A 15,014-nucleotide genomic window follows, 5' to 3' on the forward strand; every position below is an offset into this window, starting at 1 on the left:
CGCGCATGCTGATCCAGCTTTCGATCCGCGATATCGTCTTGATCGAGCGGCTGGATCTCGCCTTCGAGACCGGGCTCTCGGTGCTGACCGGCGAGACTGGCGCGGGCAAATCCATCCTGCTTGACAGTCTGTCGCTGGCCCTTGGCGGGCGCGGCGACGGCGATCTCGTACGCCATGGCGAGGAACGCGGCCAGGTGACGGCCGTGTTCGATGTCGGCATGCAGCATGCCGCTCGCAAGCTTCTGCGCGAAAACGGCATCGATGATGACGGCGACCTGATTTTCCGCCGTACCCAATCCGCCGACGGCCGCACTAAGGCTTTCGTCAATGATCAGCCGCTCAGCGTTCAGCTGATGCGCCAAGCCGGTCAGCTTCTTGTCGAAATTCATGGACAGCATGACGATCGCGCTCTGGTCGATACCGACGCGCATCGCATGCTGCTTGACGCTTTCGCCGGCATTGCCGAGGATGTGCAGGGTGTCGGGCGGCTCTACAAGGTCTGGCGCGATACCGAGCGGACGCTCAGGAAGCAGCGTGAGCAGGTGGAGAACGCGGCTCGCGAAGCCGATTATATCCGCGCCGCAGTTGAAGAGCTGGAGAAGCTGTCGCCGCAGGATGGCGAAGAGGATGAACTGGCCGAGAAGCGTTCGCGGATGATGAAAGCCGAGCGCATTGCCGGCGATATTGCCGAAGCTTCCGAGTTCCTGAACGGCAATGCCTCTCCGGTGCCCCATATCGCTTCGCTGGTGCGCCGGCTGGAGCGTAAGAGCCATGAGGCGCCGGGCCTGCTTGAAGACACGGTAGCCCTGCTTGATGCAGCCCTGGACCAGCTCTCCAACGCGCAGATGGAAGTGGAAGCGGCTCTCCGCAAGACCGAATACGATCCGCGGGAATTGGAGCGGGTCGAGGAGCGGTTGTTTGCGCTGCGTGCCGCCTCGCGCAAATATTCCGTGCCGGTGACCGAGCTGCCGGCGCTGGCCGTGAAGATGATTGCGGATCTCGCCGATCTCGATGCCGGAGAAGAGCGGCTGGCACGGCTGGATGCCGAACTGGCCGTCGCCAAGGCTGCCTATGATGCCGCCGCGCACAGCCTCTCCGACAAGCGCCATCATGCCGGCGAAGCGCTTGCCGCCGCCGTCATGGCCGAGCTGCCGGCGCTGAAGCTGGAACGGGCGCGCTTCATGGTGGAAATCACCACGGATGCCGAGGGAGCTACGGCCGAGGGCATCGATGTCATCGAATTTCATGTGCAGACCAATCCGGGCACGCGGCCGGGACCGATCACGAAGGTCGCGTCGGGCGGCGAGCTGTCGCGTTTCCTGCTGGCGCTGAAGGTGGCCCTGGCCGATCGCGGCTCAGCGCCGACCCTGGTTTTCGACGAAATCGACACTGGCGTCGGCGGTGCGGTGGCTGATGCGATCGGCCAGAGGCTCAAGCGGCTTTCCGATCGCGTGCAGGTGCTTTCCGTCACCCATGCGCCGCAGGTTGCTGCGCGTGCTGCCACGCATCTCCTGATCTCCAAGGGGCCGGTTGCCGACGGTTCCGAAAAGATTTCCACCCGCGTCGCTACCATGGCGCCGACGGATCGCACCGAGGAGATCGCCCGCATGCTTGCCGGTGCGTCGATTACCGAAGAGGCGAGGGCGGCGGCCAAGAGGCTGTTGGCGGGCAACGGCTGAGAGCATCAAGCCTCATCCAACGCACTTCCCATTCCGCAAATTTTCACTAAAACATCTCGGAAATCCGGGAGTGCGAATCCATGAGCAGCGAACAGAAGCCCGTCGAAGATTTGACCGAAGAAGAGGCAGCCGCTGCGCTTGCCTATCTGGCCGCCGAGATTGCGCGCAATGACGCGCTTTATCACGGCAACGACGCACCGGAGATTTCGGATGCGGAATATGACGCGCTGAAGCGGCGCAACGATGCCATCGAAGCGCGCTTTCCAGCACTCGTTCGTGCCGACAGCCCATCGCGGCGGGTCGGTGCCGCGCCGTCCGAAACCTTCATGCCCGTCGTGCACGCACGGCCGATGCTGTCGCTCGACAATACCTTCTCGCAGGAAGACGTGCAGGATTTCGTCGCCGGCGTCTATCGCTTCCTCGGCCGGTTGCCCGACCAGTCGATCGCCTTCACCGCCGAGCCGAAGATCGACGGGCTCTCCATGTCGATCCGCTATGAGAATGGCCGGATGGTGAGCGCGGCGACGCGCGGCGACGGCACGACCGGCGAAAACGTCACGGCCAATATCCGCACCATCAAGGAGATCCCGCAGACCCTGCCGGCTGGCGCACCTGCGGTCGTCGAGATACGCGGCGAGGTCTATATGGCCAAGAGCGATTTCCTGGCGCTGAACGCGCAGATGGAAGCGGAGGGCAAGCAGACCTATGTCAATCCGCGCAACACCGCAGCCGGCTCGCTGCGCCAGCTCGATGCCAAGGTTACGGCCAGCCGAAAGCTGAAATTCTTCGCCTATGCCTGGGGAGAGATGTCCGACATGCCGGCCGACACGCAGTTCGGCATGGTGCAGGCGTTCGGGGAATGGGGTTTTCCAGTCAATCCGCTGATGAAGCGGTTGAATTCGGTTGCCGATATTCTCGCCCATTATGACGAGATCGGCCTGCAGCGTCCGGACCTCGATTATGATATCGACGGCGTCGTCTACAAGGTCGACAGTCTTGAATTGCAGGCGCGCCTTGGTTTCCGCTCGCGTTCGCCGCGCTGGGCGACGGCACACAAATTCCCGGCCGAACAGGCGCTCACTCGGTTGCTCGATATCGACATCCAGGTCGGCCGCACAGGGGCTCTGACGCCGGTTGCGCGACTGGAGCCGATTACGGTCGGCGGCGTCGTGGTGACCAATGCGACGCTGCACAATGCCGACTACATCAAGGGCATCGGCAATAAGGGTGAGCCGATCCGCGATGGCCGCGATATCCGCATCGGCGACATGGTGATCGTGCAGCGCGCCGGCGACGTCATTCCGCAGATCGTCGACGTCGTGCTGGAGAAGCGGGAGGCATCGAGCGTGTCTTACGAATTCCCCAAGACATGCCCGGTCTGCGGCAGCCATGCGGTGCGCGATATCAATGAGAAGACCGGCAAGGTCGATGCGGTGACGCGCTGCACCGGCGGCTTCATTTGCCGGGCGCAGGCGACGGAGCATCTGAAGCATTTCGTCTCGCGCAATGCCTATGACATCGAGGGGCTCGGTTCGAAGCAGATCGATTTCTTCTTCGAAAGCGACGACCCGGCGCTACAGGTGCGTACCGCGCCCGATATTTTCACCCTGGAGAGGCGGCAGCAGTCGTCGTTGAGCAAGCTGGAGAATATCGACGGCTTCGGCAAGGTTAGCGTTTCCAAGCTCTATGCGGCCATAAACGAGCGGCGCGATATCGCCCTGCATCGCTTCATCTTCGCGCTCGGCATTCGCCATGTCGGCGAGACGACGGCAAAGCTCTTGGCGCGCTCCTATGGCACCTATGAGGCTTTTGAGGCGGGGATGAAGGAGGCGGCCCCGCTCGCGGGTGACGCGTGGAACGACCTCAACAATATCGAGGGTGTCGGCGAGGTGGTCGCCCGCGCCGTCGTCGAGTTCTATAAGGAGCCGCGCAACGTCGAGGTGATCTCGAAGCTGCTTGACGAGGTAAGGCCGCAGGAGGCGGAACAGCCGACCACATCGGGTAGCCCGGTCGTCGGCAAGACGGTAGTTTTCACCGGTTCGCTGGAAAAATTCACCCGCGACGAAGCCAAGGCTAAGGCTGAAAGTCTCGGCGCCAAGGTCTCCGGCTCGGTCTCGAAAAAGACCGACATCGTGGTGGCGGGACCGGGCGCCGGCTCGAAGCTGGACAAAGCGCGGGAGTTCAACGTGCAGGTCATGACTGAGGATGAATGGCTGGAACTGATCGGCGGGTAATCGGCGGCGGCGATCCATGGACCGCCGCCTCTGGCCGTTTACATCCTGATCCGCGCCATCGTGAAGGCATCCACATATTCGCCGTTGCGAAATGCAAAGGCTTTGAGCCTTCCCTCTGTCTCAAAACCGAATTTCTCGTAGAGCCGGATCGCAGGCCCGTTGTCGACATAGACGGTCAGCTGCAGTCGCTTGATCGCCAGCCAGTTGTCGGCGGTGTCGACGAGGGCAGCAAACAGCGCAGAACCTATGCCCCGGCCGATGAAATCGTCATGGACGCCCATTCCGATGTTTCCGGTGTGAATCTGGCGGCCATCATGGCGGCGTAGGCCGGCGTTGCCGACGATTTGCCCCTCGAGCAAAGCGACAAGGCTGATCGCGCCAGGCGTCGGCTTTTCCAGCCATTGCCGGGTTTCCTCGATGCTCTGAAAGGGCAGGCGGAGTGTGCCGGCGCGAAAGCCGGGCAGATTGGCAATAAGGGCGATGCCTTCGGCATCAGATGGAGCTGCGGCTCGAATCTCTACTCCAACGGCTTTTCGTGGTCGTCGCCGGTCTGGATCTTGCAGTTCGGAATTCATATGGCTCTCCTTGATGTTCAGGAGGAGAGCAAGGGCTTCAAACCCTGCTCGCCTCGGCAGGGGTTGAAGGGGATCGCAGTCAGCTTAACGCAACGCTGCTTCCACTCGCCCTGCAAGGGGTGAGGTGGTGAGAAGATGCATCATGGTGGCGCGGTTTGTGATCATGCCGCCAGCTTCCGGTGCTTTTGCTCGGAAGTCAACAGGATGGCCTGCGTCTGTGATGGTGTTGGACGTGGCAGGCGATGCGGTGAAGCTTGTCGTCACCCACATGATGGAGTGGGGAAATGCCAGGTTCATGGCTGGGCTTAAGAGCGGGTGATGACCACGTCGACCTCTTGCATCCCCCGAGCGCTATCTTACTTTAGCAATGCCGCTTGAACTCCCGGCGGCGCATGTCGGAGGATGATTGATGACGTCTTTGAAGTTGCCTGCTGCTCTTGCCGCGTCGTTCCTGGCGCTGGCGCCCGTTTCCGCATCCGCCGAGGTCGTCGGCAAGGTTGGAGTGGACTGGACCGGCAATGATATTCTGGTCGATGCCGTGCCTGATCCGGGCGTCTCCGGCGTCACCTGCCACGTCACGTATTTCGACCGCAGCGTCATCGACCGGCTGAGAAAGGGCAACTGGTTCGAGGATCCCTCCAACAATTCGATCGCCTGCCAGCAGACCGGCCCGATCTCGATCGGCGACATCAACCTGTCGCAAGGGGGAGAGGAAGTGTTTCGCGCCGGGCTGTCGCTGATCTGGAAGAAGCTGGTGGTCACCCGGATCTACGACAAGAAGAACGATACGCTGGTCTATCTTATTCATTCGCGCGAGTTGACCAACGGCTCGGCGAAGATGGCGATTTCCACCATTCCTCTGTTCAGCCAGACCGTGACCTGGAAGAACGGCAAGCCCAACTGAGATTGCCTGGCTGCTGGTTGAACAACCATGAAGAGGATTGTACCAAAAAAAGTTTAGCCTTTTAGTTGCCAAACCCACTTAAACGCTTCCGCATTGCGTCATTTTGGTGCAATTTTATGGGCGAACGTGGGAGTGGGACTTCCATCTGTTCACGGCCTGCATGATCCGCCCGCGCCGGCTACACCCCTGCTGGCGTCGGCTTAATAACACAATCGCCCTGAAGCAGCCGCTTCAGGGCGATTTTGGTTGAAGCTATTTTCCCAGATCAGGCAGCCTGCGCCAATTGCTCGGCGATGACGGTGTCGAGGTTGAGGAAGCAGACCATGGTCTTTTCCCGTGCCACGATGCCGCGGCAGAAAGCCCGCTGTGCTTCCGGAATGATTTCCGGCGGTGGCTGCAGGTCTTCGCTCTTGATGGTCATCATGTCGGACACCTGCTCGACCAGCAGGCCGACGAGCTTGCCGGCGATATCGGTGACGATGATGGCGGAGCGTTCAGACGGCTCGGTCATCTTCATGCCAAGACGGCAGGCCATGTCGATAACCGGGATCACTGCGCCGCGCAGATTGATGAGGCCAAGCACATAGGGCGGAGTATGCGGCATCGGCGTCACCGGCGCCCATCCGCGGATTTCGCGGATGGCCATGATGTCGATGCAGAATTCCTGGCCGCCAAGATGGAAGGAGACGATCTCCAGATAGGCGCCCGATTGTTTGATGGCATTCGTCATGGTGAAGGACTTCCCGTTTGGCGCCGGCGGCACGCGGCAGTGGCGATTGCAAGGGGGATCGGCTGGAGCGGTTCAATGCTGCTACAGCATCCGAAGGCTTTGGCGCTCGAAAGGCGCTCGGCTGCTTCGGCGGGCGTCATGCCCTTCTGAATCAAGATGGATCTGCCGCAGGCCCTGCGACCGGCGAATCTGACTTCGCCTATTGGGTTTGATGTTGGCGCGGACAGGTTAGGATTGCTTTAACGCCGGGACGAATTCCGGTGCATGTGAAAACATCTTCTTGAATTGCGTCTCCCGGTGCGACCCGTTACACCCGGTCCATGATCGCCCGCCGTCTCGCATGCCGAGTGTTAGCCGGGCATGGTGGGGAAGAAGCAGCGATGAAAACCGTGCGAATTGTTGTCTGGGTGGCCGTGTTGATCATGGCCGGAGTGCTGGGATGGTTCACCATCGGGGGCAGCAAGACACCGGAGGCGGCAGCCGAAGGTCCCTATGGAGTGCCGTTTACGCTTACGGCGCAGAATGGCCAGCCGATCAGTGAGCAGGCCTTTCGCGGCAAGCCGACGGCGCTGTTTTTCGGTTATACGCATTGCCCTGACGTTTGCCCGACCACGCTGTTTGAAATGAACGGCTGGATGCAGAAGGTTGACCCTGACGGCACGAAGCTCAATGCCTATTTCGTCACTGTTGATCCGGAGCGCGATACGCCCGCAATCATGAACCAGTACGTGTCCAATGTCTCGAACCGCATCACCGGCATTTCCGGCGATCCCGCCAAGGTGATGGACATGATCAAGGGCTTCCGGGTCTACGCCAAGAAAGTTCCGCTCGACGAGAAGGATCCGAACGGCGATTATACCATGGATCACACCGCCTCTGTCTTCCTGCTCGACGCCTCCGGCCGCTTCGCCGGCACGATCGCCTATCAGGAGGACGCGGATATTGCAGTCAAGAAGCTGGAGAACCTGATCAAGAAGGGATAGGGCGCCTATGGAGGATAGGGCCGGGGGAGAGAGGAAATCCAAGTCCATCCTGATTGCGGGTGCGGGTCCGGCTGGCCTGACCGCAGCGCTGGAGTTGGCCCGCCGCGGTTTTGCGCCTCGCATTATCGATGATGGCCAGGGGCCGACGCCTTTGGAAGAGAGCCGGGCTCTCGGCATCAATGCCCGCACACTGACGCTGCTTTCACCTTCCGGCGTTGCCGAGCGCATCGTCACGGCGGCTCAGCTGATCATGCATTTTCATATCCGTTCCGGAGCGAAAGTCCTTGCCGATGTCGATACGCGGCAGGTGCCGGGGCGCTTTGGCGCCATGCACGTTCTGGCGCAGGGCGCGACTGAGCGGTTACTGATCGAGGCGCTCGCCGTCTACGGCATCGCGCCGGAATGGCAGACCGCGGTCGTGGCGGAGACGATCGCCGATACTCGGAAGCCCGAGGTGACGCTGCGACGCGCCGATGGCGGCATGGAAACCGTTCGCCCCGACATTCTGATCGGTGCCGACGGGGCGCATTCGGCCGTGCGCAAGGCGCTCGGCGCCGGTTTTCCCGGCGAGGCGTTGGAGGCTTATTTCTATATTGCCGATTTTCGCTATGCAAAGCCGGTGGGCTCGCATTTCGTCGAGATCACGCTTTGCGATCCCGGCTTGATCGGGCGCTTGCCGGTGTCTTCCGATGTCCTGCGCTATATCTCGACGCGGGAGGATTTTGAAAGCCGCATCGTTCATCCGGACACAGTCGTCGAAAAGATCTGGGTCTCGCAGTTCCGCATTCATTTCCGCCACGTCGAGCCGATGGCCAAGGGCAATGTGTTCCTGGCGGGCGACGCGGCGCATATTCATTCTCCGGCAGGGGCTCGGGGCATGAATCTTGGCATAGAGGACGCCTGCTGGCTCGCCTGGCTCATTGCGGAAGGGCGCGAAGAGGAGTATTCGGCCCTCAGAATTCCAGCCGTGAAGCAGGTGCTGAAGCAGACCTATGGTCTGACCCGCTTGATCACCATGGAAAATGCGCTGGCGATCGCGGTGCGCAATCTGTTCGTGCCGCTGTTTTTGCGTTTCGGGCCGGCGCGGCGCAGGCTGCTTTACAATGTCGCCGGCTATGACACGCCGAAGCCGCCTTGGATCGACTGGGCCGAGTAAGAACAAGAGAGAGCGAAGAGTTGAGTGAAATCCGCCTTTACGTGACGACGACCGAGAAAAAGTCCGAGCAGGTTCTCGATCTGATGACGCCGGTGTTCGAAGATGAAGAACTACCTATCGCAACCAGCGAGATCGATGAGAAGAGCGACATCTGGGAAGCGTCGATCTATCTCTATGCGGATGACGAAGACGACGTGCGCGCGCGTTTTGCGGCTTTGCTGAAGCCGGCCTTTCCCGAGCTTGTCATCAAAAAGGAAGTCATTCCCGATGTCGATTGGATCGCCAAGTCTCTGGAGGGCTTGAAGCCGGTCCGTGCCGGGCGCTTTCTGGTGCATGGTTCCCATGACAGAGACAAGATCGGCTCGAGCGATATTGCCATCGAGATCGATGCCGGCCAGGCCTTCGGCACTGGCCATCACGGTACGACGGCGGGCTGCCTGGAGACGATCGAAACGGTACTTGCCAGCCGGCGGGTGCGCAATGCGCTTGATCTCGGCACCGGCAGTGGTGTTCTGGCGATCGGCGTGCGTAAGCTGCGCAATATCCCGGTTCTCGCCACCGATATCGATCCGATCGCCGTCCGCGTCGCCCGCGAGAATGTCCGCCGCAACGGCATTGCATCTGGCATCGCGCTGGAAACGGCACCGGGCTTTCATTCCACGGCCTTTTCCCGCCATGGGCCTTTCGACCTGATCATCGCCAACATTCTGGCCCGGCCGCTGATCAAAATGGCGCCGCAGCTGGTCGCTCACCTGGCACCCGGCGGCTCGGTCATCCTCTCGGGCATCCTTGCCGAGCAGCGCTGGAAGGTGTTGGCGGCCTATAATGGCGCGAAGATGCGCCATGTTCGCACCATCTGGCGCAACGGCTGGGTCACCATCCATCTCGACCGGCCTTGAGCCGGTCTATCTTCCATTGGGGAGTGGCTTTTAAAGGCCCTTAAAACGCAAAAGGCGATGCCGAAGCACCGCCTTGCTGATCGGTATTTGACCGATCTTGCCCGCGAGCATGTGGAGGAGTGCTCAAGCGGGCTCTACCGTTCTGGTTCGATCCGGGTGGGAGGAGGAGTCCCGGTCCGATCCAATATGAACGCTAGCTCTTGTAATTGTTAGTAGCGACCGCCACGGCTTGCGCCGATTGCTTTCGACGTTTCGACTTCGAGCTGGCGAAGTGCGCCGACAGAGTGGCGTACGGTGCGCCGCTCGCCAGCCAGTGCCGGGCTAACATATGCGGAGCGAGAGATAGGCATTTTCATTGTCCTTTTCGAGCGGGTTCGTTGTGAACCCCGTTTGATGCGCTCCATATAGCGACTCGCCCCCTTGCGTGGCAGGGGGTATGCTTCATGGGAGCTATGCAGTTAATGCATATTGCCTGCCGCTATGATGTCGCAATCGATCTCGGTTGCTCACGAAATGGGCGAAATCGTTAACGGGCGACTCGCATCGCCGACTGGCGGATCGGTTGAGAAGTCCCGTGCGCCTATTCGCGCGTGATCTTGTGCGAAAATCGTGTCGCACTTGCCGGGATCATGCTCTAACATGCTGTTGCCGCTCAGTTTCGCGGATTCTCGGTCAGTTTCGGATTAAGCCATGTTCCAGTCTTTCGACGTCACATCCACCCCACAATTCGGTCGCGAGCGCGTCACCGGCCTGCGTGCCGCCTTCAGCAATCTCGGCATTGACGGCTTCCTTGTGCCCCGTGCGGACGAATATCAGGGTGAATATGTGCCCAAATGTTCGGAGCGCCTGGCCTGGCTGACGGGATTCACCGGATCGGCTGGTGTTGCGCTCGTGACACAGTCACAAGCTGTTGTTTTCGTCGACGGTCGCTATGTGACGCAGTTGGCCGAGCAGGTGGACCGATCCGTGTTCACCGGCGGCGATCTGGTCGACGAGCCGCCGCATGTCTGGCTGCCGCGTCATGCGAAGAAAGGCTTCCGTCTCGGCATCGATCCGTGGCTGCATACCGGCGCAGAGGTCCGGCGGCTGGAAAAGGCGCTGGCGGAAATCGGCGGCAAGCTGGTCTTTCTGCCGCATAACCCGCTGGACAAGCTCTGGGCCGACCGCCCGGCCGAGCCGCTTGGCGGCGTCATCATTCAGGATATCGGGCAGGCCGGCATCTTGGCGAAGGACAAGCTGGCGACCATTGTGGCCGATCTGAAGGCGAAGAGTCTCAAGGCGGCGCTGATCACCGATCCGTCCTCTGTCGCCTGGATATTCAATATTCGCGGCAACGACGTGCCGCATACGCCGCATCCGCTGGCGCGCGCCATCATCTATGCCGAGGGGGAGGCGGAAATTTTCCTCGACAAGCGCAAGACCAAGATCGAGGCGGAGGCTTACCTCACGCAGATCTGCAAGCAGCTTCCTCCTTCCGAACTCGTCAAGCGACTGGCTGCTGCCTCCGCGAATGGCGGGCGCATCCTGGTCGATCCCGATCTGGCGTCCTATGCGCTGACCGACATCATTCGTCGCGAGGGTGGCGAGGTGGTGGAGGGCACGGATCCGGCCAAGCTGCCGCGCGCCCGCAAGAATGCCGCGGAAATCAATGGCTCGGCTGCCGCCCATCTGCAGGATGGCGCCGCCATGGTCGAGTTCCTCTATTGGCTGGAGACTAGCAAGCCGGGCACGGTGAGCGAAATCACCGCTGCCGAACGGCTGGAGGCAAGCCGCGCCCGCGTCGGCCAGAGCATGCAGAACCCGCTGAAGGATATTTCCTTCGACACCATCTCCGGCGCCGGCGAGCATGCGGCGATCATGCATTATCGCGTGACGACGGAGACCGATCGTCTGATCCAGGCCGGAGAGCTGTTCCTGATCGATTCCGGCGCGCAATATATCAACGGCACCACGGATATCACCCGCACGGTCGGTATCGGCGCGGTCCCCGAGGAGCAGAAGCGGCTGTTCACACTAGTGCTGAAGGGTATGATTGCCATCAGCACGGCGCGCTTTCCCAAGGGGACGCGCGGCTGCGATCTTGATCCACTGGCGCGCATCGCGCTCTGGAAATCCGGTGTCGACTTCGCCCATGGCACCGGTCACGGCGTCGGCTCGTATCTCTCTGTGCATGAGGGCCCGCAGCGCATCTCGCGGCTATCGACGCAGGAGCTGCTTCCCGGCATGATCCTATCGAACGAGCCCGGCTATTATCGCCCGGGCCACTTCGGCATCCGCATCGAAAACCTGATCTATATTCGCGATCCAGAGGAGATCGACGGCGGGGATATCCCGATGCTCGGCTTCGAGACGCTGACCTTTTGCCCGATCGACCGCAGCGTGATCCTTGCCGAGCTGCTGACCCATGACGAACTGCATTGGCTGAACGACTATCACGCCAGGACTCGTGAAGCGCTGATGCCGCTGATCCACGATCCGGATATCCGGGCCTGGCTGGAGAATGCGACGCTGGAGTTAAACCATTGAAGCAACTTACCTTCTCCCTCGGTGGGGAGAAGGTGTTAGATTCCGGCAAAATGCCGCCATGTCATCACGACGACCCATCCCGCGATCAGCATGAATGTGGATGAGAAGCGCAGGCCGACCAATAGCGCGGCGAACATGGCCACCTTCGTGTCCCAGCCGCCGTTGAAGAAGGCCGGGGCGACGAGGGTTGTAAGGACAGCGGCGGGTACCGCATTCAGCGCGGCTTCGACGCGTGGCGGAATGCGGGTCATCTTGACGATCAGGATATAGCCGCCGATGCGCGTCAGGAAGGTGACGAGGGCGGCCGTGAGGATCAGCAGGACCATATGCAAGTCGAAATCGAACATGGTCAGACCTCGTGATGTTCATTGACGAGGTCGGGCTTGCGGTTCGCCTTGATCGGCGGCAGCATGGCGGCGAGGGCGACACCCGCGAGCGCGCCGATGCTGACATGCCAGGGCGAGCCGACATAGCGATAGGCAATGGCCGAAACACCAGCGCTGGCGATCACCACGGGCAGGAAATTGTCGCGCTTGCGGAAGCCGATGACGATGCCGAGGAAATAGATCGGCAGCAGGATATCGAGACCGATCGCTTTGGGGTCGCCGATCATGCTGCCGAGCAGGCCGCCGATAAGGCTCAGCACCACCCAGACGACATAGATGACGGCGGCGAAACCCAGATACCATGCGAAGGTGACGGGCTTCCCGCTTTCATGGCGCTTGACCGTTTCGGCAAATTGCGGATCGACCAGCAGGAAGAAGGTGAAGAATTTCTGGACCGGCGAGAAATGCCGGATGTAGCGGGCAATCGCGGCCGAGTAGAGAACATGGCGGAAATTGACCGCCAGGATCGACAGCACGATCAACCAGGCTTGTACGTTGTGGCCGAAGAGATCGATGCCGACCATCTGGCTGGCGCCGGCATAGACCGTGCCGCTCATCAGGGTGAGTTCGCCGAGCGACATGCCCTGGTCATGCGCCAGGGCGCCGAACAAGGCACCGAATGGTGCCGCCGCGATGGCGACCGGAGTGCCGCCCTTCAGGCCCTCAAAAAAATCCGCGCGACTCATGGTCCGCTTTGTCCTTCATTGAAAGCCCAACACATAGCCCGCTAAATCCGCGTGGATTTAACGGGCTATGTGCGGAGCAAAAATACAACTGGCTTTGCGCGTCCGGTGGGATGCGCGGCGCACGGAGGAGCTGTAAGCTGGGGAGGGAGCATCGGCAATTCAATTTCCTTGATAGGACAATCGATTCCGTTGAACAGCCGATGGGATATGTCCACGAAACACCTGGGTGTCATCGATGAAGAAAATCACCTTCCCGAAGGAAGAAAAGGCCGCGATCGTGGTCCGCCTTCAGAAATATTTCGCCGACGAACTTGATCAGACGATCGGCACGCTGCCGGCTGAATTCCTGCTCGATTTCTTCACCACCGAAATCGGCCCGCATTTTTACAATCAGGGCCTGCGCGACGCCCATGCGGCGCTGATGACCAAGATGGAGGATTTTGGCGAGGCGATCTATCTGCTGGAGAGGGAGGCGGAGAAGCGCTGATCGGCTTTATTTCTTCGGTTGGAACGTATGCTCCGGCCCCGGAAACGTCCGCGCCTTCACCTCTTCCGCATAGGCTTCCACCGCCTTTGAAACCGTCGGCGCCAGCTGAGCGAAGTGCTTCACGAAGCGAGGTTTGAAATCGCTGAAGAGGCCGAGCATGTCGTCGGAGACGAGGATCTGGCCGTCGCAGGCGGGTGAGGCGCCGATCCCGATGGTTGGGATACCGACCGAAGCGGTGATCTCGCGAGCAAGGGCTTCGACGGTGCCCTCGACGAGGAGCGCGAAGGCGCCGGCTTGCTCGATGGCTTTCGCATCCCGACGGATCTTATCGGCTTCTTCTTCCGAGCGGCCGAGCGCGCGATAGCCGCCTGCCGTTTTCACCTGTTGCGGCATCAGCCCGACATGGCCGAAGACCGGCACGCCGCGAGCGGTCAGGAATGCGACGGTCTCAGCCATTTCCTCGCCGCCCTCCAGCTTGACGCCGTCGCTGCCGGTTTCTTTCAGGATCCGAACCGCATTGCGGAAGGCTTGCTCTTTCGATTCCTGATAGGAGCCGAAGGGCATGTCGACGATGACGCAGGCCTTTTGGACGCCGCGCATGACGCCTTGGCCATGCGCAATCATCATGTCCAGCGTCACGCCCACAGTCGATTCCATCCCGTAGAGCACCATGCCAAGGGAATCACCCACCAGAAGCAGGTCGCAATGCGGGTCGAGCAGCCGGGCGATTGACGTCGTATAGGCCGTCAGGCTGACGATCGGGCGGGTGCCCTTCATCGCCTCGATCTGGGAGGTGGTGTTGCGTCTAGTCAGTCCGGTAGCGCTCATGTCAGGCCGCCTTTTCGCTGGCGGCCTGCTTGCGGCCGATGATGCGGTTGTCGAGCAGGCGGGTTGCGCCGATGCGTACGAAGAGGGCGACGAGGATGGGCTGGCCCTGCAGGTTTGTCAGCGGCTCCAGCGTGTCGGGATGGCGGACGGCGGTGACTTCGGACGTCGCAAATGGTTCGCTGGCGATGAAGTCGCGCAGTGCCGCTTCGAATGCGATGGGATCGTCGGCGCCCTCGTTATAGAGTCGTTCGGCTTCGGCCAGCGCCTTCGGCACGATGACGGCGGCGGCACGCTGTTCCGTCGAGAGGTAGACGTTGCGTGAGGATAGCGCCAGGCCATCGGCATCACGGACCGTCGGCACCGGCACGACGCGGACCGGTTGGGCCAGATCCTCCACCATGCGGCGGATGATCGCCACCTGCTGATAATCTTTCTCGCCGAAATAGGCGCTGTCGGGCTGGACGATATTGAAAAGCTTGGTGACAACAGTGGCGACGCCGGCGAAGTGGCCGGGGCGAACAGCGCCTTCCAGCTCCGTGCCGAGCTTCGGCACGTCGACAACCGTTTCCATTGGCCGGGGATACATGTCGGCGACGCCGGGCGCGAAGATGAAATCGACCTTGCCGTCCCGCAGTATGGCGCTGTCCCGCTCGAGATCGCGCGGATATTTCGCCAGATCTTCGTTGGTGCCGAATTGCAGCGGATTGACGAAGATGGAGACGACGACGATGTCGTTTTCAGCTCTGGCGCGGGAAACCAGTTCCATGTGACCGGCATGCAGATAGCCCATGGTCGGCACCAGGCCGATGCTTTTGCCGGCTCTGCGATGCGCGGCAAGCCGTTCGCGCAATGCGGCTATCGTGCTGATCGTTTCCATGATGCTCCTCCACGGACGCGCCGCCCGACGCTTGTCCGTCTCCCGTCTTTTGATTTTGGCGGCT

At 61.0% G+C, this 15,014-nt stretch carries 16 protein-coding genes; 8 read left to right on the forward strand and 8 right to left on the reverse strand.

What is annotated here, in order from left to right; translation table 11 throughout:
* Positions 1-5 precede the first annotated feature (5 nt).
* On the forward strand, positions 6-1,679 hold the full coding sequence (gene recN, locus RRH01S_RS01545) for a DNA repair protein RecN (RefSeq protein WP_034517953.1): 1,674 nt from the start codon (positions 6-8) through the stop codon (positions 1,677-1,679).
* An 80-nt stretch (positions 1,680-1,759) separates the two neighbouring features.
* Entirely contained in the window at positions 1,760-3,913 is a 2,154-nt protein-coding gene (gene ligA, locus RRH01S_RS01550) for an NAD-dependent DNA ligase LigA (RefSeq protein WP_042469707.1), read from the forward strand.
* 38 nt (positions 3,914-3,951) lie between these two features.
* Here the strand turns inward: ligA and RRH01S_RS01555 are convergent, their stop codons facing one another.
* On the reverse strand, positions 3,952-4,488 hold the full coding sequence (locus RRH01S_RS01555) for a GNAT family N-acetyltransferase (protein WP_034517955.1): 537 nt from the start codon (positions 4,486-4,488) through the stop codon (positions 3,952-3,954).
* 84 nt (positions 4,489-4,572) lie between these two features.
* The gene (locus RRH01S_RS34135; RefSeq protein WP_131597792.1) at positions 4,573-4,785 is read right to left on the reverse strand and encodes a hypothetical protein; all 213 of its coding nucleotides are present in this window, start codon (positions 4,783-4,785) and stop codon (positions 4,573-4,575) included.
* A gap of 112 nt (positions 4,786-4,897) precedes the next feature.
* On the opposite strand from RRH01S_RS34135, the gene RRH01S_RS01560 reads away from it, so the two are divergent.
* A complete protein-coding gene (locus tag RRH01S_RS01560; protein WP_007697144.1) occupies positions 4,898-5,392 on the forward strand; it encodes a CreA family protein in 495 nt (164 codons plus the stop codon).
* 265 nt (positions 5,393-5,657) lie between these two features.
* On the opposite strand, the gene RRH01S_RS01565 is transcribed toward RRH01S_RS01560, so the two are convergent.
* Positions 5,658-6,122, reverse strand: a complete 465-nt coding sequence (locus RRH01S_RS01565) for a chemotaxis protein CheW (protein ID WP_007697141.1) — start codon at positions 6,120-6,122, stop codon at positions 5,658-5,660.
* A 380-nt stretch (positions 6,123-6,502) separates the two neighbouring features.
* On the opposite strand from RRH01S_RS01565, the gene RRH01S_RS01575 reads away from it, so the two are divergent.
* From RRH01S_RS01575 to RRH01S_RS01585, 3 genes are read left to right on the forward strand one after another with little or no spacing between them, the layout of a single operon-like run.
* Complete coding sequence (locus RRH01S_RS01575; protein WP_042469711.1) at positions 6,503-7,105, forward strand: SCO family protein; 603 nt, start codon at positions 6,503-6,505, stop codon at positions 7,103-7,105.
* A 7-nt stretch (positions 7,106-7,112) separates the two neighbouring features.
* On the forward strand, positions 7,113-8,261 hold the full coding sequence (locus tag RRH01S_RS01580) for an FAD-dependent oxidoreductase (RefSeq protein WP_042469713.1): 1,149 nt from the start codon (positions 7,113-7,115) through the stop codon (positions 8,259-8,261).
* Positions 8,262-8,281: 20 nt separating this feature from the next.
* Positions 8,282-9,160 carry a 50S ribosomal protein L11 methyltransferase gene (locus tag RRH01S_RS01585; RefSeq protein ID WP_007697133.1) on the forward strand — a complete coding sequence of 293 codons (879 nt, stop codon included), beginning with the start codon at positions 8,282-8,284 and terminating at the stop codon, positions 9,158-9,160.
* Between the two features lie 209 nt (positions 9,161-9,369).
* Here RRH01S_RS01585 and RRH01S_RS34290 read toward each other — a convergent pair whose 3' ends face one another.
* A complete protein-coding gene (locus RRH01S_RS34290) occupies positions 9,370-9,510 on the reverse strand; it encodes a hypothetical protein (protein WP_162185011.1) in 141 nt (46 codons plus the stop codon).
* A 340-nt stretch (positions 9,511-9,850) separates the two neighbouring features.
* On the opposite strand from RRH01S_RS34290, the gene RRH01S_RS01590 reads away from it, so the two are divergent.
* Positions 9,851-11,686: an aminopeptidase P family protein gene (locus tag RRH01S_RS01590; protein WP_012651806.1), complete on the forward strand. Its 1,836-nt coding sequence runs from the start codon at positions 9,851-9,853 to the stop codon at positions 11,684-11,686.
* A gap of 35 nt (positions 11,687-11,721) precedes the next feature.
* Here RRH01S_RS01590 and RRH01S_RS01595 read toward each other — a convergent pair whose 3' ends face one another.
* Positions 11,722-12,033, reverse strand: a complete 312-nt coding sequence (locus RRH01S_RS01595) for an AzlD family protein (RefSeq protein ID WP_042469714.1) — start codon at positions 12,031-12,033, stop codon at positions 11,722-11,724.
* A 2-nt stretch (positions 12,034-12,035) separates the two neighbouring features.
* Entirely contained in the window at positions 12,036-12,758 is a 723-nt protein-coding gene (locus tag RRH01S_RS01600) for an AzlC family ABC transporter permease (protein ID WP_007697124.1), read from the reverse strand.
* A gap of 235 nt (positions 12,759-12,993) precedes the next feature.
* Here RRH01S_RS01600 and RRH01S_RS01605 point away from each other — a divergent pair, with 235 nt between their 5' ends.
* A complete protein-coding gene (locus RRH01S_RS01605) occupies positions 12,994-13,245 on the forward strand; it encodes a DUF2164 domain-containing protein (protein ID WP_007697121.1) in 252 nt (83 codons plus the stop codon).
* 6 nt (positions 13,246-13,251) lie between these two features.
* Here the strand turns inward: RRH01S_RS01605 and panB are convergent, their stop codons facing one another.
* Both panB and panC read right to left on the reverse strand, forming a co-directional pair.
* The gene (gene panB / locus RRH01S_RS01610) at positions 13,252-14,073 is read right to left on the reverse strand and encodes a 3-methyl-2-oxobutanoate hydroxymethyltransferase (protein WP_042469716.1); all 822 of its coding nucleotides are present in this window, start codon (positions 14,071-14,073) and stop codon (positions 13,252-13,254) included.
* Between the two features lies 1 nt (position 14,074).
* On the reverse strand, positions 14,075-14,950 hold the full coding sequence (gene panC, locus RRH01S_RS01615; protein ID WP_042469717.1) for a pantoate--beta-alanine ligase: 876 nt from the start codon (positions 14,948-14,950) through the stop codon (positions 14,075-14,077).
* Positions 14,951-15,014: the final 64 nt, after the last annotated feature.

Origin of the sequence: Rhizobium rhizogenes NBRC 13257, from assembly GCF_000696095.1 — a bacterium.
In the GTDB taxonomy this organism is placed as follows: domain Bacteria; phylum Pseudomonadota; class Alphaproteobacteria; order Rhizobiales; family Rhizobiaceae; genus Rhizobium; species Rhizobium rhizogenes.

Coding starts and splice junctions, on each gene's coding strand:
- RRH01S_RS01600 (WP_007697124.1), bottom strand. CDS start 12,758: ATGAGTCGCGCGGATTTTTTTGAGGGCCTGAAGGGCGGCACTCCGGTC.
- RRH01S_RS01580 (WP_042469713.1), top strand. CDS start 7,113: ATGGAGGATAGGGCCGGGGGAGAGAGGAAATCCAAGTCCATCCTGATT.
- RRH01S_RS01565 (WP_007697141.1), bottom strand. CDS start 6,122: ATGACGAATGCCATCAAACAATCGGGCGCCTATCTGGAGATCGTCTCC.
- RRH01S_RS34135 (WP_131597792.1), bottom strand. CDS start 4,785: ATGAACCTGGCATTTCCCCACTCCATCATGTGGGTGACGACAAGCTTC.
- ligA (WP_042469707.1), top strand. CDS start 1,760: ATGAGCAGCGAACAGAAGCCCGTCGAAGATTTGACCGAAGAAGAGGCA.
- panC (WP_042469717.1), bottom strand. CDS start 14,950: ATGGAAACGATCAGCACGATAGCCGCATTGCGCGAACGGCTTGCCGCG.
- panB (WP_042469716.1), bottom strand. CDS start 14,073: ATGAGCGCTACCGGACTGACTAGACGCAACACCACCTCCCAGATCGAG.
- RRH01S_RS01560 (WP_007697144.1), top strand. CDS start 4,898: ATGACGTCTTTGAAGTTGCCTGCTGCTCTTGCCGCGTCGTTCCTGGCG.
- RRH01S_RS01555 (WP_034517955.1), bottom strand. CDS start 4,488: ATGAATTCCGAACTGCAAGATCCAGACCGGCGACGACCACGAAAAGCC.
- RRH01S_RS01575 (WP_042469711.1), top strand. CDS start 6,503: ATGAAAACCGTGCGAATTGTTGTCTGGGTGGCCGTGTTGATCATGGCC.
- RRH01S_RS01590 (WP_012651806.1), top strand. CDS start 9,851: ATGTTCCAGTCTTTCGACGTCACATCCACCCCACAATTCGGTCGCGAG.
- RRH01S_RS01605 (WP_007697121.1), top strand. CDS start 12,994: ATGAAGAAAATCACCTTCCCGAAGGAAGAAAAGGCCGCGATCGTGGTC.
- RRH01S_RS34290 (WP_162185011.1), bottom strand. CDS start 9,510: ATGCCTATCTCTCGCTCCGCATATGTTAGCCCGGCACTGGCTGGCGAG.
- recN (WP_034517953.1), top strand. CDS start 6: ATGCTGATCCAGCTTTCGATCCGCGATATCGTCTTGATCGAGCGGCTG.
- RRH01S_RS01595 (WP_042469714.1), bottom strand. CDS start 12,033: ATGTTCGATTTCGACTTGCATATGGTCCTGCTGATCCTCACGGCCGCC.